Origin of the sequence: Proteiniphilum propionicum (assembly GCF_022267555.1) — a bacterium.
In the GTDB taxonomy this organism is placed as follows: domain Bacteria; phylum Bacteroidota; class Bacteroidia; order Bacteroidales; family Dysgonomonadaceae; genus Proteiniphilum; species Proteiniphilum propionicum.
Genome location: NZ_CP073586.1, coordinates 3,507,440 through 3,526,521 on the forward strand (window position 1 = coordinate 3,507,440; position 19,082 = coordinate 3,526,521).

18 protein-coding genes and 1 tRNA gene are annotated in these 19,082 nt (G+C 41.5%); 8 read left to right on the top strand and 11 right to left on the bottom strand.

What is annotated here, in order from left to right; all coding sequences use genetic code 11:
• Positions 1 to 194: 194 nt before the first annotated feature.
• The 3 genes from KDN43_RS14505 to KDN43_RS14515 form a co-directional block, all read right to left on the bottom strand.
• Positions 195 to 500 (bottom strand): Dabb family protein, encoded by a 306-nt coding sequence (locus tag KDN43_RS14505; protein WP_238867257.1) that lies wholly within the window; start codon positions 498 to 500, stop codon positions 195 to 197.
• A gap of 1 nt (position 501) precedes the next feature.
• Positions 502 to 756: a 30S ribosomal protein S20 gene (gene rpsT / locus KDN43_RS14510; RefSeq protein ID WP_238867258.1), complete on the bottom strand. Its 255-nt coding sequence runs from the start codon at positions 754 to 756 to the stop codon at positions 502 to 504.
• A gap of 35 nt (positions 757 to 791) precedes the next feature.
• Positions 792 to 863 (bottom strand) — tRNA-Glu (locus KDN43_RS14515).
• Positions 864 to 1,375: 512 nt separating this feature from the next.
• On the opposite strand from KDN43_RS14515, the gene rpmH reads away from it, so the two are divergent.
• From rpmH to KDN43_RS14545, 6 genes are all read left to right on the top strand, one after another.
• The gene (rpmH, locus tag KDN43_RS14520; protein ID WP_238867259.1) at positions 1,376 to 1,522 is read left to right on the top strand and encodes a 50S ribosomal protein L34; all 147 of its coding nucleotides are present in this window, start codon (positions 1,376 to 1,378) and stop codon (positions 1,520 to 1,522) included.
• Between the two features lie 177 nt (positions 1,523 to 1,699).
• Complete coding sequence (locus KDN43_RS14525) at positions 1,700 to 2,362, top strand: PASTA domain-containing protein (protein ID WP_238867260.1); 663 nt, start codon at positions 1,700 to 1,702, stop codon at positions 2,360 to 2,362.
• Positions 2,363 to 2,407: 45 nt separating this feature from the next.
• Positions 2,408 to 3,451 carry an RluA family pseudouridine synthase gene (locus tag KDN43_RS14530; RefSeq protein WP_238869495.1) on the top strand — a complete coding sequence of 348 codons (1,044 nt, stop codon included), beginning with the start codon at positions 2,408 to 2,410 and terminating at the stop codon, positions 3,449 to 3,451.
• Between the two features lie 21 nt (positions 3,452 to 3,472).
• A complete protein-coding gene (locus KDN43_RS14535; protein ID WP_238867261.1) occupies positions 3,473 to 4,456 on the top strand; it encodes a D-alanine--D-alanine ligase in 984 nt (327 codons plus the stop codon).
• A gap of 23 nt (positions 4,457 to 4,479) precedes the next feature.
• Complete coding sequence (locus KDN43_RS14540) at positions 4,480 to 5,643, top strand: 1-acyl-sn-glycerol-3-phosphate acyltransferase (protein ID WP_238867262.1); 1,164 nt, start codon at positions 4,480 to 4,482, stop codon at positions 5,641 to 5,643.
• Positions 5,594 to 6,244: a NigD1/NigD2 family lipoprotein gene (locus KDN43_RS14545; RefSeq protein WP_238867264.1), complete on the top strand. Its 651-nt coding sequence runs from the start codon at positions 5,594 to 5,596 to the stop codon at positions 6,242 to 6,244. The genes KDN43_RS14540 and KDN43_RS14545 overlap by 50 nt, the downstream gene beginning before the upstream one ends.
• An 8-nt stretch (positions 6,245 to 6,252) precedes the next feature.
• Here the strand turns inward: KDN43_RS14545 and KDN43_RS14550 are convergent, their stop codons facing one another.
• Positions 6,253 to 7,110 (bottom strand): energy transducer TonB, encoded by an 858-nt coding sequence (locus KDN43_RS14550; RefSeq protein WP_238867266.1) that lies wholly within the window; start codon positions 7,108 to 7,110, stop codon positions 6,253 to 6,255.
• A 425-nt stretch (positions 7,111 to 7,535) separates the two neighbouring features.
• Between KDN43_RS14550 and typA the strand changes: the two genes are divergently transcribed.
• Positions 7,536 to 9,335: a translational GTPase TypA gene (gene typA, locus KDN43_RS14555; RefSeq protein WP_238867268.1), complete on the top strand. Its 1,800-nt coding sequence runs from the start codon at positions 7,536 to 7,538 to the stop codon at positions 9,333 to 9,335.
• Positions 9,336 to 9,341: 6 nt separating this feature from the next.
• Here the strand turns inward: typA and folE are convergent, their stop codons facing one another.
• From folE to ndk, 7 genes are all read right to left on the bottom strand, one after another.
• Complete coding sequence (folE, locus tag KDN43_RS14560; RefSeq protein WP_238867270.1) at positions 9,342 to 9,914, bottom strand: GTP cyclohydrolase I FolE; 573 nt, start codon at positions 9,912 to 9,914, stop codon at positions 9,342 to 9,344.
• 18 nt (positions 9,915 to 9,932) lie between these two features.
• A complete protein-coding gene (locus tag KDN43_RS14565) occupies positions 9,933 to 10,466 on the bottom strand; it encodes an SPOR domain-containing protein (protein ID WP_238867273.1) in 534 nt (177 codons plus the stop codon).
• A 212-nt stretch (positions 10,467 to 10,678) separates the two neighbouring features.
• Positions 10,679 to 11,434 carry a triose-phosphate isomerase gene (gene tpiA / locus KDN43_RS14570; RefSeq protein WP_238867275.1) on the bottom strand — a complete coding sequence of 252 codons (756 nt, stop codon included), beginning with the start codon at positions 11,432 to 11,434 and terminating at the stop codon, positions 10,679 to 10,681.
• A gap of 26 nt (positions 11,435 to 11,460) precedes the next feature.
• Complete coding sequence (locus KDN43_RS14575; protein ID WP_238867277.1) at positions 11,461 to 12,765, bottom strand: BT_3928 family protein; 1,305 nt, start codon at positions 12,763 to 12,765, stop codon at positions 11,461 to 11,463.
• A 19-nt stretch (positions 12,766 to 12,784) separates the two neighbouring features.
• The gene (locus tag KDN43_RS14580) at positions 12,785 to 13,336 is read right to left on the bottom strand and encodes a DUF1599 domain-containing protein (protein ID WP_238867279.1); all 552 of its coding nucleotides are present in this window, start codon (positions 13,334 to 13,336) and stop codon (positions 12,785 to 12,787) included.
• Positions 13,337 to 13,448: 112 nt separating this feature from the next.
• Complete coding sequence (locus KDN43_RS14585; protein ID WP_238867281.1) at positions 13,449 to 14,465, bottom strand: peptidoglycan DD-metalloendopeptidase family protein; 1,017 nt, start codon at positions 14,463 to 14,465, stop codon at positions 13,449 to 13,451.
• A gap of 51 nt (positions 14,466 to 14,516) precedes the next feature.
• The gene (gene ndk, locus KDN43_RS14590; protein ID WP_238867283.1) at positions 14,517 to 14,978 is read right to left on the bottom strand and encodes a nucleoside-diphosphate kinase; all 462 of its coding nucleotides are present in this window, start codon (positions 14,976 to 14,978) and stop codon (positions 14,517 to 14,519) included.
• Positions 14,979 to 15,577: 599 nt separating this feature from the next.
• Between ndk and KDN43_RS14595 the strand changes: the two genes are divergently transcribed.
• Positions 15,578 to 19,048, top strand: coding sequence for a glycosyltransferase family 117 protein (locus KDN43_RS14595; RefSeq protein ID WP_286846775.1), 3,471 nt, complete (start codon positions 15,578 to 15,580; stop codon positions 19,046 to 19,048).
• Positions 19,049 to 19,082 lie beyond the last annotated feature (34 nt).

Sequence of the window (19,082 nt, forward strand, 5' to 3'; positions counted from 1 at the left end):
CGTTATTGGGTACGATGGTTGCTCTATTTCAATTACAACATGCAATGAAACACCCTTGCCCGTAGCTAATGGCTGGTGCCCATACCCCCCAAGCATGCTTTAACAACGGATGTTATCCATTCAATGCATACAACCAAAAAAAGCGGACTTTTTGTCCGCTTTTTTTGATAATCGTATTATGTAGATAACGATTTTTAAAATTCGTAATCAATTGCCGCCCTTTCGGTTCTTACTTTTACTATAAACTCCCCAACTGCGATATGTTCAGGGTGGCGGGCATAAATTTTCAGATCGTCCAGTGTTTCAAATTCGCTGTCGAGTAAAATATCATAATTGACGCACGAAGCTTCAACATGATTTATAAACACTTCCATCTTTCGGATTACCGGAATAACATTTTTCAGGGCCTCCAGCTTCTCCTTAATAATGATAGCATTGGCTTCTTTCGAGTTCCCTTCAGCCTCATCCGCCAGCTTGAACAACACCAAGTGTTTTATCATATCAACTCAGGCTATTCACATGAGCAGCTAATTTTGATTTCAGATTGCCAGCTTTATTTTTGTGAATAACACTGTTTTTTGCCAATTTATCCAACATAGAGCAAACTTCGGGGTACATCTTAATCGCCTCCTCTTTGGAGGTTACTGCACGTAATTTACGAACCTTGTTCCTAGTCGTACGAGATGCATACCTGTTGGTCAACCGGCGCAATTTAGTCTGTCTGATCCTTTTTTCTGATGATTTGTGATTTGCCATTCTCTTGATGCGTATGTTTAAATCTTTTTTATTAGTAGCCCATAGGGGAATCGAACCCCTCTTTCAAGAATGAAAATCTTGCGTCCTAGCCGATAGACGAATGGGCCATTACCGGGCGTTAACCCTATTGTTAAAATTATTACTACCCAAATTGCGGGTGCAAATATAGAACGATTTTCCCAAAACACAAAACTTTTCTCTTAATTTTCCAGCGATTATTCTGTTTTTTCTTTATGTCATGTGGTACTTACAGATAATCATGACATTTAACAAGGCTTATTTTATTACGGTATCGATCCTGGCGCCTGGCCTGTTCCGTGATGATAGCGTACTATGCCACTTTGGGCATTATCAAGACAGAGCTCAAAAAAAAAAGAACAAAAATCATATATCTAACGCCAGTGAAATACTTAGCTGTAATCTCAAAACAGCCGAAAGTTGAATTTATTATTTATAAAATTGGTTCATTCAAATATTTTATCTAATTTTGCAGCCCGGTATAAAGAATAAACAAAAATATAACATATACACAGGTGGAGTAACATGCACCGGGTTATTTTTACAATAACAAGTAATGGTAGCAAGTTTCATGCACCTTAAGAAAAAGTAGGACAATCGTATGAAAAGAACATTCCAACCCTCTAACAGAAAGAGAAAAAACAAACATGGATTCCGTTCCAGAATGGCTACGAAAAACGGAAGGAAAGTACTTGCCTCACGTAGAGCAAAAGGCAGAGCAAGATTAACCATTTCCGACGAATATTAAGAAATAACTCCATTGGTAAAACAGGAATGCGATCATCGTATTCCTGTTTTTTATTTATCCAGATCAGGAACTGTTTAATTCAAATTAATAACTCTTTTTGGTTTCTCTTCCCTCCTGCTCTCATTTTTTTTGTACATTTGTATCCATAAAAGCTTACGTACATTATTGTCAATTGTCATGGGCAAAAAACGAACTGAAAAAACTCTTTTTGACAACAGCATACTTAAAAATCTGCTGATAATCATTGCTTGCGGTGCACTGCTTGTTGTATTTGCGTTGCTATTCCTGAATATTTACACAAGACACGGACAGAATGTAGTGGTCCCCCCGCTTGAAGGGCTTCAGGCAGATGAGGCTAATGCCATCCTCAGGTCGAGGGGATTACATGCCGAAATAGTAGATTCCGTTTATGAACGCGATGCCGTTCCAGGAGCAATCATTGACCAGACACCAAAAGTAAACAATAAAGTAAAAGAAGGGCGCGCAATATATATTACAATATATTCAAAAACCCCACAAGAGGTTGCCGTGCCTGGATTGACAGACTACTCCAGCCGCCAGGCTGCGGCACTACTGAACTCTCTGGGCTTCACTCAGCTGTCAATTGTCGAGGTGCCTGCTGAATACTCGGGCCTGGTAAGGGCCGTTGAGTTCAGGGGAAAGACACTAGCCCCGGATGAGAAGGTACCCGCCGGATCACCGTTAACTCTGATTGTCACCAGTGGTGCACTCGCTGATTCACTGAAAGTGGATAATGAATATATTGTTCCTCCCGGGCATACAAACAATAATAACATGGTGCCGCCAGAAGGCGCTAAAATTGACGATTCATTTTTCTAAAAAAATTGTCTTGTGGCCGAAAACAATTTTGATGATCTCGATTTCCTGACAGAGGATGATGATAATATAACGGAAGACTCACGGAATGATGATCAAATGTATGAACACTATCGGTTTGTAGCAGATAAAGGACAAAATTTGCTGCGAATCGATAAGTTTTTGTCGGTACGCATTGAGGGTATTTCAAGGAACCGGATTCAGAAGGCTGCCGATGCAGACTCTATTCTGGTGAACGGAACAGCTGTAAAATCGAGCTATAAAGTTAAGCCGTTAGATGTAATCTCCATTGTGATGGACAGGCCAAGGCGTGAACTGGAGATCATCCCTGAGAATATCCCTTTGGACATTGTTTTTGAAGATGATGCGCTCATGGTCATCAACAAACCGGCAGGAATGGTGGTACACCCCGGACACGGCAACTACACAGGAACGCTAGTAAACGCAGTTGCATTTCATCTAAAACAGAAAGGAATTAAAGATGTAAATGACCCAAGACTTGGGCTGGTTCACAGAATAGACAAGGATACCTCGGGACTGCTTCTCGTAGCTAAAACACAGACGGCCAAAGCACATCTCTCTGCGCAATTTTTCAACAAAGAGACAAAACGGATATATGTTGCGCTTGTTTGGGGGAATATTGAAAAAGACAACGGCACCGTTGAAGGAAATATAGGACGCGATCCTAAAGACCGTATGCTTATGCGGGTTTTCCCTGATGGAGATCAGGGAAAGACAGCAGTCACCCATTACAGTGTTCTGGAACGATTCGGTTACGTAACACTGGTTCAGTGCCGTCTCGAAACAGGCCGCACACATCAAATACGTGTGCATATGAAACATATAGGGCATACTCTGTTTAACGATGAACGCTATGGTGGCAACGAAGTACTTCGCGGTACACGTTTTGCAAAATACAAACAATTTGTCTATAATTGTTTCGCAATTTGCCCGCGTCAGTGCCTTCATGCTGCCACTCTGGGGTTCAGACATCCGGTAACCAATGAGGAGCTATATTTTGAAAGTAAGATTCCGGAAGACATACAGGGAGTTATAGAGAAATGGCGTACATATACATTAATAAACACCTGAATAAAAAGATCAATTAATCATATGAAAAATGTTGCTATTGTTTGGGGAGGATACTCTTCTGAATTTATTATATCCGAAAAAAGTGCCGCAGGTATCAGCTCCTTCATCGATAAAGAAAAATACAATGTATATAATGTAAGGATCGACATGACATCGTGGAATGTTGAATTTAACGACAAAATGATCCCGATTGATAAAAACAGTTTCAGTTTTACCACAGAAGGAGATGTAGTTGCATTCGATTTTGCATACATTACCATTCACGGAGCCCCTGGGGAAGATGGGAAACTGCAAGGTTACTTCGATATGCTTGGCATCCCCTACTCCAATTGTGGCGTGCTTGCATCAGCGCTGACCTTCAATAAATTTGCATGCAACAATTTTTTGAAGAGTTTCGGAATTGAGGTGCCACCATCGGTAGTCATCAGAAAAAGAGACACTTCATGTGCAAACGAAATAATCAATGAATTGGGACTGCCTCTTTTTGTGAAGCCCAACATGGGAGGCTCCAGCTTTGCAACCACTAAAGTTAAAGAAGCATCTCAGCTGGAAAGCGCTATATATGAAGCCTTTTCGGAGGCGCCCGAGGTGATTGCCGAGCGCTTTATTAAAGGCTGTGAGGTAACCTGCGGCTGCTTTGAGACAGAAGATGGTATCACTGTGTTGCCATTGACCGAAGTGGTTACCACTAATGAATTTTTCGATTACAACGCAAAATATAAAGGCCAGGTTGAAGAGATCACTCCAGCAAGAATTCCAGATAATATTGCAAAAACTATCCGCGAGGAGACTAAAAAGATCTATCGGCTCATCGGCGCAAAGGGAATCATAAGGGCCGATTACATCATTTCGGGTGACAAGCCGGTTCTTCTTGAAGTTAACACTACTCCCGGGATGACCGAAACCAGCTTTATTCCTCAACAGGTTGCTGCAGCCGGACTCTCAATGAAAGAGGTATTGACGAATATTATTGAAACAGAACTTAATAAGGCAACAAAAAAATAAAGCTTCAAAACAAACGTTAGACAATGGAAATAACAACCAACCGTTTTGACGACATACGTCCGTTACTTGACAGTGAAGTACCTGAAACAATCTCTCATCTTATCTCCAACGATTATTTCAGGCGGACTGCAGAACCTTTTGTAAAACCTTATACATGGGAAGAGTTTTCTGTACTTATGGGAGGTTGTAAATCGAAAGACGACTTTCAACACTACATTATATATCCGGTAATGAAGCGGCTAATTGAAAAAACGACGAAAGAGATGTGCGGATTCGGCTGGGAAAAGATTAGTACTGACAGAAGCTGCATGTTTATCTCCAATCACCGGGATATTGTACTGGATGCTGCTTTCCTAAATATATTGTTTTTTGACAAGAGCATACCCACCACCGAAATAGCTATTGGAGACAACCTGCTAATCTATCCCTGGATAGAAGAGTTGGTACGGCTCAATAAAAGTTTTATCGTGAAGCGGGGGGTAAACGTTAGACAGATGCTGGAAGTATCAAAACATCTTTCAGACTATATCCACTATACCATAAGAGAACGGAATCAATCTGTCTGGATAGCACAGCGAGAAGGGCGTGCGAAAGACTCAAATGACAAAACCCAGACAAGCCTTCTCAAGATGCTCACACTTCATGACAGCGCCAATCCTTCCGATGCATTGAAGAAACTCAATATTGTGCCGTTGTCCATCACATACGAATTTGATCCATGTGATTATCTGAAGGCCAAAGAATATCAGCTTAAGCGTGATAATCCGGGACACAGGAAGTCCAAAGCCGATGATATAGAGAACATGATCGCGGGAATTATGGGTTACAAGGGTCGCGTGCATTTTCGTTTCGGAAATAATATCAATCGGTTCATCAGTAATTTATCCAGAGGTACCGGAAGAAACGAACTGCTCAATATTGCGGCTTCAGCAATTGATGATGAGATTTACAGAAACTACTCCTTTTTCCCTTTTAATTATGTTGCGTATGACCTCATGACGGATACCGGCACATTTGCCACGGAATACTCCGACGAAGATCGCTCGCGGTTTGAATCATACCTGCAGGGACAAATCAATAAAATAGATATCCCGGGCAAAGACGAATATTACCTGCGCGAAAAAATGATAGAGATGTATGGAAACACGGTTAAAAACAATCTGGAGACCCGTCATATTGAACCATAAACAGCTCTTTCTGGTTTCACTCCTTTTTTTCATCTTATCTGGATGCGACAAGGAGGTGGAACGTCTTGACGATTATCTGGTGGAGATTGCCACCGTACAGAAAGAAAACGCAACCTATCGTTTTAAACTCGATAACAATAGGATACTCATACCCGAAGAGATAAAAAACTACAGCGGCAATGATGGGCAGCGTGTGATTCTGAGATACGTTCCGCTAAAAGACAACAATATTAGGATTATCAACATCTCCAACATTTTTACAGCCGGAATTCAACATGAAGGATATCCGGAAAAGTATTCGGATGATCCTGTAAAAATACAAAGTGTGTGGGTAGGCAGTGATTATCTGAATCTTATACTTGAGATAGAATACCACAGCGTGCCACATGGAGTGGCACTGCTTCGAAATAACTCATCCACCTCGGTTGACCTCTATTTCAGTCATTCCAGGAACAACGATCCCAGGGGATACCCTCAAACTATGCATGCTTCTTTTTCGCTGAAGGACCTCCACTCCTTATCAAACACTTTTCCCGTTCCATTCCGCCTGTTTATCAACACCCACTCAGGAATGCGCGAGTTTTGGTTTGAATTGAAATAACTGTTTTCTCACTCAGATTTTGTAAAGGGCGGTATAGGATCCTCATCAATGGTAAAATCTATCGGCAGAAGGCATTTTACATTTACCTTCTCACCCCCATTCTCGCCTGGAATCCATTTTGGCATCAACCCCAGCACACGCACAGCTTCACTATCGAGTGAAGGATCAAGTCCTTCCACCACCTCAATATTGGAAATTGAGCCATCTGCGCCGACTATGAATGAGCAGAGAATTCTACCTTCAATCCCTTCTTGCCTTGCTTCACGGGGATAACGTATATTGTGTGAAATAAATGCACCAAGACCACTCTCACCGTAAGAATACTGAGGCATCTTATCCACAATTGTATAGATGTCGTTGTTTTCCATAATTGAGCGATCGGTTTTGGCGTAGTTGCGCGTTACCGTTGTCTTGGAAGCTTTGCTGGCTGCAATAGCATTTTTGTTCAACCTGAAATACATGGGAACATATGTTTCAGCCCGCACAATCTCCCCCCTGTGCCTTGCAGGACGCCATGGAGGCATTGCCTCAAGAATACGCAATGCTTCTTTATTCAACAACGAATCGGCACGATGAATTATGTTAAAATTTGAAAGGGTCCCATCTTTTTCCACAACAAAGGTGTAAACCACTAATCCCTGAGCATTACGTTCAACAGCTTCGGGCGGATACTTCAAGGTATTGAAAATAAAACGGTTCATCTCCCCCGATCCACCGGTAAACATTGGTATAATATCAGGATCCTCAAAAATTCTGTCGCTTTTTGAAATGGGCGGTTCCTGCGCCATCAGGCACGTGTGTGCAACAGTAGCACTGCCGGCTAAAATAAACAGCGCCGCCAGAAGAAGAATTTTACGTAAATTCATGAAACAATTTTGAACTGAATGATTAAATTTTTTTGAAAGGCAAAGATACAAAAAACAAACAAATCATTGAAATAGAAATGTTAATTTCCGAAATTTCCAATCATTCCCATCATCAGTCCGTAAAAAAATTTCGATAAACCACTTAATTTACCAATTATCCGCAAAACAAACATAAACCGTTTTCCTTTCGTGACTTTACGCAGGCTCGCTTAATCTACTAATAATCCTCAAAATAAACCCGATCAAGGGAAATAAGCTTTTTTTTGCTGATTGAATAATGAAAAAGGTCTCTGGGCTTCAATCTCACAGCTTTCTTTTGTTACGTAATACAAACAATAAAATCATATATTTTAATAAACAGGCAGACATATATGAATAAATAGCCTAAAAAAACGTATCTTTGCGGAACAAAAAGATTGTTTTAAATGCAGAATATCCGAAATATTGCTATTATAGCCCACGTAGATCACGGCAAAACCACCTTGGTTGACAAAATGCTTATGGCCGGGAATCTCTTCAGGGATAACCAACAGACCAATGCCCTTATACTCGACAACAACGACCTGGAGCGTGAGCGGGGTATCACTATTTTATCAAAAAATGTATCCATCAGATATAACAACACAAAGATAAATATTATTGATACGCCGGGACATGCCGACTTTGGCGGGGAGGTAGAGCGGGTGCTCAATATGGCTGACGGATGCCTCCTTGTTGTGGATGCTTTTGAAGGGCCCATGCCGCAGACGCGCTTTGTATTGCAGAAAGCACTTGAGATAGGATTAAAACCGATTCTGGTGATAAACAAAGTGGATAAACCTAACTGTCGTCCAGAAGAGGTTCAGGAGAAGGTGTTCGACCTGATGTTCAGTCTCGATGGTACCGAGGAACAGCTCGATTTCCCCACTCTTTACGGATCGGCAAAGCATGGATGGATGTCGAACGACTGGAAAAAGCCATCAGACAGTATCACTCCACTTCTTGATGCGATCATAAAGCATATCCCTGCCCCGAAAGTGCTGGAGGGGACGCCTCAGATGCTTATCACCTCTCTCGATTACTCAAACTACCTGGGACGTATTGCCGTGGGGCGTGTGCACCGCGGATCCATAAGCTTTAATAAAGATTATGCGCTTTGTAAACGTGACGGAACTGTAAAAAAGATCCGAATAAAAGAGGTGGACCTTTTTGAGGGATTGGAACGTATTAAGGTTGAAGAAGCTACCTCAGGCGATATTTGCGCGCTTGTAGGTATTGAAGGGTTCGATATTGGCGACAGTATAACCGACCTGGAAAAACCCGACCCGCTTGATCCTATAGCTATCGATGAGCCTACAATGTCGATGTTATTCACTATAAACAATTCTCCCTTCTTCGGACAGGATGGAAAGTATGTAACTTCGCGCCATATATACGACCGGCTGATGCGCGAGCTCGACAAAAATCTGGCTCTTCGTGTTGAGGAGACCGAAAACTCTGATTCATGGATTGTTTACGGACGCGGTGTACTCCATCTCTCTGTCCTTATAGAGACCATGCGCCGCGAAGGTTATGAACTGCAGGTAGGGCAGCCACAGGTGATAATCAAGGAGATAGGAGCCGAGAAACATGAGCCTGTTGAACAACTGACAGTTAACCTCCCTGAGGAGTCGGCCAGCAAGGTCATAGACGTAATTACCCGCCGCAAGGGCGAACTACTTACCATGGAAAATAAAGGAAATCGCATGCACATGGAGTTCATTATTCCGTCGCGAGGCATTATAGGCCTGAATAATATTGTTCTCACACTCTCTTCTGGTGAAGCTATCATGGCGCACCGCTTTCTGGAATTTCAGCCCTGGAAGGGAAATATCGAGAAGAGACAAAACGGCTCCATCATTGCCGGGGAATCGGGAAATGCGTATGCTTACGCTTTGGACAAGTTGCAGGACAGAGGAAGATTCTTTATTGAACCTCAGACTGATGTATATGCAGGACAGGTTGTAGGGGAGAACAATAAAGAGGGCGACCTGGTAGTCAACGTAACCAAATCAAAAAAGCTGACAAACGTTCGTGCGTCGGGAACCGACGACAAGGCACAACTGGCTCCTCCCGTTATTTTCAGCTTAGAGGAAGCACTTGAATATATCAAGGAAGATGAATATGTGGAGGTAACACCCAAGCATATGCGTATCCGCAAAATCATGCTGGACGAAACCGACCGAAAGCGGGTATCAAAAAAATGATAAAGACTATTTTATCAACGCGATAAACTCCTCTCGCGTTCTCTGTTCACGAAACACGCCGGTGAAATCGGATGTAGTGGTTACAGAATGCTGTTTTTCCACACCCCTCATCTGCATGCACATATGCTGGGCTTCAATAACTACCATCACCCCCATAGGGTTCAGTGTTTTCTGAATGCACTCTTTTATTTGAGTGGTGAGTCGCTCCTGTACCTGTAAACGACGGGAATACACCTCAACAACACGGGCTATTTTGCTCAGTCCGGTAATGTAGCCATCGGGTATATAAGCAACGTGTGCCTTTCCAAAAAATGGGAGCATATGATGTTCACACAATGAAAACAGGTCAATGTCCTTTACTATCACCATCTGCCGATAGTTTTCCCTGAACAGGGCGGAACGCAGTATCTCCTCCGGGTCCTGCCAATATCCTCTGGTAAGATACTGCATGGCTTTTGCAACCCTTTCGGGTGTTTTAACAAGCCCCTCGCGGCCATCATTCTCTCCTAGAAGAGAAAGAATACCTCTCATATGATCCGCTATCACGGATCTGTTTTTTTCTATTTCTTCGGAAGACATCTCTTTTTGTTTCTACTGTTACTGACGATCATCACTTTCGAACGTCTTATTAATAGGAATTTTCACCTCATCCACTACAATATACATCTCTTTACCAAAAGAGGGAAACGCTCTTCTCAACTCTTTCATCATCTCTTCGGCCTGAGCCCTGTCTTCAAAATTACCGATACGTAAACGCCAAAACGGAGATTCAAACAGTACTACTGTCTCCTGACCGGGAAAAGCACTATTAATTAGCCCTTGCTTATGGAGTGCCTCGTTTTTGGATGTACGCTGATTGTTTCCGGAAAAGGCCTGAATCTTGTAACCACGCATCTTATAATATTGAATTGAGCCATCAGCACTTGAATAGACAGTCCTGGGAGGTGCCATATGGCGTCCCAATATGTGTTTGATGCTCTCATCCTCGTAAATGGTAACACGTCCTTTACCCGGGACAATTGAATTCAACTCATTCAGTATTTCTTTCTTTTGCGAAGAATGCTGTGCCCCAGCTTCTGCAGAGAGAGATAACAACATAAAAATAGTTATTACATGAGGAAAATAGTTCATACGATTATTTTTATATAAACTCTTGATTTGGAACCTGAATCACTAATCATGAGATCTGAAATTTTTGAATTACAAATAAAGAGTGAAAAAACAAAAGTTTTTTGGTTCCATTAATAACTGAGTTTTTATTGCATCCTGTTAATTAATTTTCTGCAAAGGTAAAAAAATACCACAGACCCATGAGGAATCTGTGGTAAAATTCTGTTAATCGATTAAAAAGCCTCAATAATAGGCAGGAATTTATTCACACCAAGTGATGCGCCGCCAATAAGTCCGCCATCAACGTCGGGATTTGAGAAAAGTTCCTTAGCATTGCCGGCATTGGCACTTCCTCCGTAAAGGATGGAGGTATTATCGGCAATTTTTTCTCCATATTTTTCTGACAGGGTTTTACGTATGAAAGCGTGCATTTCCTGAGCCTGCCCGGCAGTAGCTGTTTTACCAGTGCCTATTGCCCACACCGGTTCATATGCCAGTATAATCTTAGTAAAATCTTCCGGCGAAAGATCAAAAAGCGATGATTCAACCTGCGACTTAACTACGTCGAAATGTCTCCCCGATTCCCTCTCTTGCAGTACCTCCCCAACACAGAAAATTGGGGTAAGGCCATTAGCTAGCGCCAACAACACTTTTTCCTTCAGTATCTCCGGCGTTTCGTGGTAGTATGCACGACGTTCGCTATGCCCCAAAATCACATATTTTGCACCTGTTGATGCTACCATCTCTGCAGACACCTCACCGGTATAAGCTCCGGAAGCTTTATCGGCACAATTCTGTGCGGCTACACCTATTTTAGTAGTATCTACACTGGCTACTACACTAGCAAGGTGGATAAACGGTGTTCCTATTACCACATCGCAATTCACTGTTTTACCTTTTAGTGCTTCATTCAATTCCTTTGCCAGTTCAAGGCCTTCCTGCAGGTTTTTATTCATTTTCCAGTTACCTGCCACAATGTTTTTTCTCATACAATCAATATATAATTAATAAAAAATTATTCCACTTTTTTCCGGACTAACATTTTTCGATCGCCCAATTTTATCAGTAAAAGAGGTATCAAAAAAAGAAGTGCTATAATGAACAACTTCACTGTTCCCGTTGTTCCCGTATTATTCAACTCAGCTATAATGTCAGTCTGCTCAGCGACTGAGGCCATATCGCCAATTAACGGCACGCTGCTGTCGTCCCATTTATTGATAACCGTGCCCCCTTTCAACAATATTAGTCCGGGATTGGAGCGAATCATCGTCTCCAGTACCTTTTCATCGGAATGACAAAACTGAAAACCGCTTCTGTTCGACTTCTCCCAATTTTCCACAACATCGGTGCCAGATGAGGTAATCAGATAAAAAGGCCAACCGTTATCAATTGCATAGGTGCTAACCTTTTTAAACCGGTTTAAATGCTTCATATTCATCTCTTCGAGAGAAGAGGCGACCATAAGGAAAAGATATGAAGGCTCGGAAAGAATAATATCAGTGATATCGCTGCCGATATTCCATGAACCGGATGATTCGTCGTAATATAAAGCGTCCACTGAAAAATCCTCTATTTTAGGTTTTTCACCCTCTTTCACAAGGTGAGTCTTCATATCCACGTATGTCCAGGTGGAGTCGTTCCACGGATAGTTCTCTTCAGTAAATTCTTGTTGTACACCGTTCTTACTATAGAGAAATATAGTTTCATAAATATCGGCTTTCTCAGGATCAACATGCATCTGTTCAGGTATATTGGCTCCTATTCGGTAAGGCCTAAAATCAAATACCGGAAGCTTATAAATATTATAGAGAGCAAAAAACAATACAAAAAGAGCTGTGAACAGAACTGCAAGGGGAGCTGTTTTCAATGAAAACAGAGTATTTATAAGCTTCCACTTTGCAATAAGCAAGACAGTACCAGCAAGAAGAACAATATTCTTGTAAAAAGTATTCCAATTACTAATAATAAATGCATCACCGAAACACCCGCAATCTTCAACAGGGTTGGTTACGGCTATCCACAAAGTGAGCGGAGTGAAGAACAACATGAACAGACCTGTAAAGCGGGTTGTCCACTTACTGTAAACCCCAAGCAGAAGGAGAACACCCAACAAGAATTCTGACACAATAATTAAGAGCGCGACAGGTAAAGCAAGTGAAAAAACTTCAGTTAAATTTAACTCTATAAGGTAATCCTGTATCTTGTAGGTAAATCCCATAGGATCGACAGCTTTCACAAAACCCGATAAAACAAACGTTGCCCCCACAATAATGCGGGACAATTCCACAAAGATATTCACTGTTTTACTGGTTGCCTTCATTCGAATTTATCTAAACTCTTCACTCTTTTTTACCGTCAAAATGAAGTTTAATCAAGCCAAAAACAGCATAATTAACCATATCTTTATAGTTAGCATCTATCCCTTCGGAGATAAGTGTTTCCCCGTAATGGCTCTCTATCTTTTTTATGCGATAAATCTTCGTGAGGATAAGATCGGTATAGGAACTTACGCGCATGCTTCTCCAAGCCTCATCGTAATCATGATTTTTAGCACTCATAAGGTTTTTCGTTTCTGCAACGTAGCCATCGTAAAGTTCTAGAGCCCTTTCTGGTGTAATATCAACGTCATCCGAATATCCCATTTGAAGCTGGATAAGTCCGATAATACCATAATTTACAATGCCAATATATTCAGGAAAGACACCTTCATTCACCTTGTTCATTTTTTTAACTTCGAGTGTACGGATGCGGTTTGCTTTGATAAAAATCTGATCGGTAACAGACTCCGGGCGGAGTATACGCCATGATGCCCCATAATCCTGTAATTTTTTGGCAAATATCTCTCGACATATAGCTATTACTTCGTCAAATTGTCTACTGGTTACATCCATTGTGAATTGTGCAAATTGTTTAACATATAATATCCAAACAAAGATAATCAAAAAAAAGGTACAAGTCAGAAATCTTGTACCTTTTTCTATAAAACCGCCAGGTCTGTAAATGTCAGGAAATGCGGATTGACCTTCCTATACGTAATGTTGTCCTGGTATTCATATTATTCAACGTGCAGAGCTTATTGACAGATACACCATATTTTCTGGCAATGGCACCAAGAGTATCTCCTTTTTTAATACGGTGGTATTTAACATCTCCAGATACATATTTGTTAGGTGCATCGGCTACGGCTTTACCAGCCGGAGAGTTATTTGACACAAGAACCCTGCTGCTGTTTGATGTTTTCCGGTAACTGGAATTAGTCACCAGATATTCATCGCGGTGTGTTACCTTGTTCTGAAAATCTATAATGAAATTGGGGTTGATTGGCTTGCCAAGAAAACGTGTTTCGAAGTGAAGGTGAGATCCGAATGATCGCCCTGTATTGCCTGCCAGGCCGATAGGCTGACCAGATAGGACAAAATCATTTTCATCGACAAGAAATTTAGATAGGTGGCCATAAACAGTCTCCAAGCCATTCACATGTCTGATTACAACATAATAGCCATATCCTCCTCTTTCATATTGCTTTACCCTTACCTTACCATCGAAAGCAGCATAAATTGTGTCACCGGTATGGGCTTTCAGGTCTATTCCATAGTGATAGCGACGACTTCCTCTTCTGCCAAAATTCGAGGTCATATGACCATCAACCGGCATTGTAAAATTTTCCAGATCCACTATGAATGTGTCGGGGGCATTTTTCAGACTTCCGTAGATATTCACGTGTCTGTTGATCCACATGCCTTCATAAATATCATCTGCAGGAATTTCGTCGGGATTGAACTCTTCTCTGCTCTCTTCAACTTCCTCCAAAATAGACAGATCCATCTTAAGTTTTAATCCGTCGGCAAATAATCCCGGCTGATCACTTAGGCTGGAACTGTGTAACTGTCTATAAGACACTTCCGGCCTGGATTTGCCGGAAGATTCCGAAGCAGATTGAGAGAAAGCATTCAGCGTTACGAACACCAGTGCTGCCGATAATATGCTCTTTGCTTTAATAAAAAAATGCTCTGTCTCCATTGCTACCTTACTGATTTAAAATAATTCATATCAGAATATTTAATTTCGCAATTATGATTCATCGTTCGCGTAAATATACGGATCAAGAAACTGGTTGTAACTAAAAATCTCATCGTCCGAGAAAAAGCGTTTCAGTTCAGCATCTGCAGTTTCCGGTGAATCGGATGCATGCACAATATTTTCCTGTATACTATTACAGAAATCACCTCTTATTGTGCCGGGTTGCGCCTCTCTCCCATTTGTCACACCGGTCAGTTTCCGTACTACATTTACTGCATCAACACCCTTTAGAGCCATCACTACAACAGGGCTTGCCTGCATAGAATTTTTAATGCGGCAAAAAAACGGCTTGTCTACTAAGTGTGAATAATGTTCCCGCAATTTCTCATCGGTCATCCGTACCATCTTCATTGCGACAATCTGAATTCCTTTCTTTTCGAAGCGTGAAATAACCTCTCCGATGATCCCGCGTTGAACTGCTGATGGTTTTAGAATTACTAGTGTAATCTCCATGAATAATAAACTATTACAAATAATAAACTATTACGAAAATGACCTTTTAATTATTGATTTTTTTCCTTAATCATCGTCAAAGTAAACTTTTTATTATTTCTCTTCCAAATATTTTATCCTCTTTTTTTCAAATCAAAATCATTCAATAAAAAAACAAATGTATTATTTGCCTGTATATCTGTTTGTTAACCAAATATATGTTATAAAACATATTCTCTTGATATTAAGCGCACTAAACATTAATTAACTATTGTTTAACATCTCCAATATTAGTTTTATCTTCCATGAATTGAGAACGAAATTCAAACCCTAAACCTTACCTTGAATTGCAGGGTAAGAAGTTTTGTCCTTCAAATATTGTGACCAGGAAAAATTACAAGTGCAACTTATCTCCAGATGCGTAAAAGAGTGAACAAAATAATATGCCGCGACAATGGCGTCAGGAAAAACCTACAGATTTACATATTTTAAACAATTTATCATCAAATGCTTTTTATATACTGAATCAAAATAAATAGTTTTCAGTATCTTTGCTCAAATTTTGCAAAAGATCCGTATGATTCAGTTTGAGATCAGGAATTAAAAAATCAATGAAAAGAATGAACAAATATAAGTTTATAAACAATGTCGCAGGTTGGTTGGTATTTACCGTTGCTGCTATTGTTTACCTTCTAACCATTGAACCTACAGCAAGTTTTTGGGACTGTGGCGAATTCATTACATCGGCATACAAGCTTGAAGTGGGACACCCCCCTGGAGCACCTATTTTTATGCTAACAGCTAATCTGTTTACTCAGCTGGCACAAGATCCTTCACAAGTAGCAAAGATGGTAAACAGCATGTCGGCGCTTTTGAGTGCATTTACAATTCTTTTCCTTTTCTGGACTATAACACATCTCACTCGCAAGCTGATAATTTCAAAGGATGAAAGAGAGCTAACCTTAGGGCAAACTATAGTTGTAATGGGAAGTGGACTGGCCGGCGCACTGGTATATACTTTTTCCGACACATTCTGGTTCTCCGCCGTGGAAGGTGAAGTTTATGCATTCTCATCTATGCTTACTGCATTAGTATTCTGGCTGATACTCAAATGGGAGGACAATGCCGACAGGCCCAATTCAGATAAGTGGCTTGTACTGATAGCATACATCATGGGATTATCCATTGGTGTTCACCTGCTTAATTTGTTGTGTATCCCGGCCATCGTACTAGTCTATTATTTCAAGAAAAATGACAACCCCGGTTGGAAAGGAACACTTATATCTCTTCTGATCTCATTCGGGCTTATAGCTATACTTATGTGGGGAATCATCCCCGGTTTCACAAAAGTGGGAGGATGGTTTGAACTCTTCTTTGTGAATACGCTTGGAATGTCGTACAACTCGGGAGTATTAGTTTACCTTGTCCTGTTAGTTGCAAGCATTTCATGGGCAATATACGAAACACTCTCAAAAAAAGGTAAAGAGAAACGTGCACGTACAGCTTTCTTCATAAGCCTGGGCCTTTCCGGCATTCTCTTCATTGGAGGTAAAATTTTTTTATGGATAGTGTTGATTGCTATAGGGGCATTTTTTTCATTTAAATACAAAAAAATAAATACCAGGTTCATCCATCTGTCAATGTCTTCTCTGATGGTCATCCTAATTGGATTTTCAGCATACGCGCTAATTCCTATCCGATCGAGCGCTAATCCCCCCCTCGACCTGAACTCGCCTGAAGATGTTTTCGCTCTGGGCAGTTACCTGAACCGCGAGCAATACGGGCAGACCCCGCTTGTGCATGGCACAACCTATGCTTCACAGATAGCAAGGAATGCCAACGGTACAGCAATTATTGAAGGCGAACGCAAATCATACAATAAAATTGTAAAAACAACACCCGATCAGAAAGACGAATATGTAAAGGTTACAACACCTGTTTACAAGTATACTAACACAATGCTGTTCCCCAGGATGCATTCAAATTCCAACAATCCCTCTTTTAGAAATCATAGTATTGGTTACGAACGGTGGGGCGGTGTGACCGAAATGAATCAAAAGCCTACAGTATTACAGAATCTGAAGTTTCTTATCAGTTACCAGATCAACTATATGTACTGGCGCTATTTCATGTGGAACTTTTCAGGGAGACAGAACGATATCCAGGGTGATGGAGGAATTACTGCCGGAAATTGGATCACGGGTATATCATTCATAGATAAAAATATACTGGGACTTGGGCCGCAAGACAACATTGCACCCGATATAGCCAACAATAAGGGACACAATAAATATTATATGCTTCCACTACTGCTCGGAATCATTGGTATATTGTATCAATTGAGGTTAAAAGAAAAAGGGCTGCAGAGTTTCTCCATCGTATTCATGCTTTTTTTCATGACAGGCCTTGCCATTATCCTATACCTCAATCAAACACCGTTTGAACCGAGGGAACGCGATTACGCTTATGCCGGCTCTTTTTATGCCTTCGCTATATGGGTGGGAATGGGAGTAGCCGGTATCAGCCTCTTCCTGAGAAAATATTTGAAAAACACCACTGCAGCCGCTTCAATTGCAACTGTGGCAGCCCTTTTTGTTCCTATCCAGATGGCTTCACAGAACTGGGACGATCACGACCGTTCCGGAAGGACACTGGCACGTGACACCGGCATGAACTATCTGAGCTGCGTGGGTGAGAACGCTATTCTCTTTACCAATGGCGACAACGACACCTATCCGCTTTGGTATGTGCAGGAGACTGAAGGATTCCGTACCGATGTGCGGGTTACCAACCTAAGCTTCCTTCAGACAGAATGGTATATCGATCAGCTGGTGCGTCCTGCATATGAATCGAAGCCTCTGCCTATAAAATGGACACGTCCGCTATATTCAGGCGAAGCCGGTAGTGCTGCCTTTATCATCTCTAGACAGGAGATAGAGAACGTGTTACGGCAAAACAAAATACCACCTGTATCTTTTGGCACCTACTATGATGTAAACGCATTCAAAGATACGCTTTCGCTCAAGCAGACAATGGAAAGCCTGAGAACCGGTAATTTTAAACCGGTAAATCCGTTCAACACCGGGAATACTCAGATCATCCCCGGGAATGTACTTGCATTAGATGTAGATACAACCTTAGTAGACTGGAAATCGATAGCAGCAAAACCTGCAGCCAGGATGTATATCAATCTGGGCGATAAATCGGCTCTCTATCGACAGGAACTGATGATCCTGGAGATGCTCGGCAACATAAACGACGACAACTGGCAGCGCCCCATCCATTTCGCTACAACAATCACTCCTTCTCTGTATATGAACCTTCAGGATAGCAACTTCTCTCTTAATGGCCTTACCTACCAGGTGGTTCCAGGGACACCACTGTATAAAGGGGTAAACATAGAAAAGGCCTACGATAATATGGTGAATAAATTCAGATGGGGGGGGCTGGAAGAGAATCAGGACATATATCTAGATGAAACCAGCAGAAGGATGCTTTCTACCTTCCGTCTATACTTCACGCAATTAGTCGGCGCATTGATAGATGCCGGCGAAAATGATAAAGCCCTTTCCGCACTGGACAAGGTTACCACGATGATCCCCTCCTCTGCCGTGCACTACGGCACAGACGGGTTGTTGTTCGCCAGAGCATACTACAGTTTGGGTGAAAAGGATAAGGCTGCGGCCATCATCACTGAAATTGGCGATAGGATTAATGGGAACCTGGACTGGTTTTCACGACTGAAACCCCTTCAGATATCAAATACTATGTCCGACGTGATATACAATAATATCAACCCGATAATTCTCATAGCAAGTATATATCAACAATATGATAAAGTGAAATACCAGATGATGGTTGATGATATGCTTCAACGGGCTCAGACCTTTTACACGCTTGGAGTTCCATACATTGGAGATACTATTTTGAAAGAGATAACCGATGGTTCGGTACGCGGTTTTTATTCTACTCCCGCAGAGGATACTCTAACAAGGAGCACCGAAGAGGAGATAATGCAAAAAGCTTTAGGTATGATGCAGCAATTCAGCCCCAGACTATTGGAGCAATACCAATCAAAAAATCAGCAATAGAATAATAAGATGGGGCTGTGGGGTATCTCCCCAC

Coding starts and splice junctions, on each gene's coding strand:
- rpmH (WP_238867259.1), top strand. CDS start 1,376: ATGAAAAGAACATTCCAACCCTCTAACAGAAAGAGAAAAAACAAACAT.
- KDN43_RS14585 (WP_238867281.1), bottom strand. CDS start 14,465: ATGGAGACAGAGCATTTTTTTATTAAAGCAAAGAGCATATTATCGGCA.
- KDN43_RS14550 (WP_238867266.1), bottom strand. CDS start 7,110: ATGAATTTACGTAAAATTCTTCTTCTGGCGGCGCTGTTTATTTTAGCC.
- KDN43_RS14525 (WP_238867260.1), top strand. CDS start 1,700: ATGGGCAAAAAACGAACTGAAAAAACTCTTTTTGACAACAGCATACTT.
- KDN43_RS14505 (WP_238867257.1), bottom strand. CDS start 500: ATGATAAAACACTTGGTGTTGTTCAAGCTGGCGGATGAGGCTGAAGGG.
- KDN43_RS14565 (WP_238867273.1), bottom strand. CDS start 10,466: ATGAACTATTTTCCTCATGTAATAACTATTTTTATGTTGTTATCTCTC.
- tpiA (WP_238867275.1), bottom strand. CDS start 11,434: ATGAGAAAAAACATTGTGGCAGGTAACTGGAAAATGAATAAAAACCTG.
- ndk (WP_238867283.1), bottom strand. CDS start 14,978: ATGGAGATTACACTAGTAATTCTAAAACCATCAGCAGTTCAACGCGGG.
- KDN43_RS14580 (WP_238867279.1), bottom strand. CDS start 13,336: ATGGATGTAACCAGTAGACAATTTGACGAAGTAATAGCTATATGTCGA.
- rpsT (WP_238867258.1), bottom strand. CDS start 756: ATGGCAAATCACAAATCATCAGAAAAAAGGATCAGACAGACTAAATTG.
- typA (WP_238867268.1), top strand. CDS start 7,536: ATGCAGAATATCCGAAATATTGCTATTATAGCCCACGTAGATCACGGC.
- KDN43_RS14595 (WP_286846775.1), top strand. CDS start 15,578: ATGAACAAATATAAGTTTATAAACAATGTCGCAGGTTGGTTGGTATTT.
- KDN43_RS14545 (WP_238867264.1), top strand. CDS start 5,594: ATGGAAACACGGTTAAAAACAATCTGGAGACCCGTCATATTGAACCAT.
- folE (WP_238867270.1), bottom strand. CDS start 9,914: ATGTCTTCCGAAGAAATAGAAAAAAACAGATCCGTGATAGCGGATCAT.
- KDN43_RS14535 (WP_238867261.1), top strand. CDS start 3,473: ATGAAAAATGTTGCTATTGTTTGGGGAGGATACTCTTCTGAATTTATT.
- KDN43_RS14575 (WP_238867277.1), bottom strand. CDS start 12,765: ATGAAGGCAACCAGTAAAACAGTGAATATCTTTGTGGAATTGTCCCGC.
- KDN43_RS14540 (WP_238867262.1), top strand. CDS start 4,480: ATGGAAATAACAACCAACCGTTTTGACGACATACGTCCGTTACTTGAC.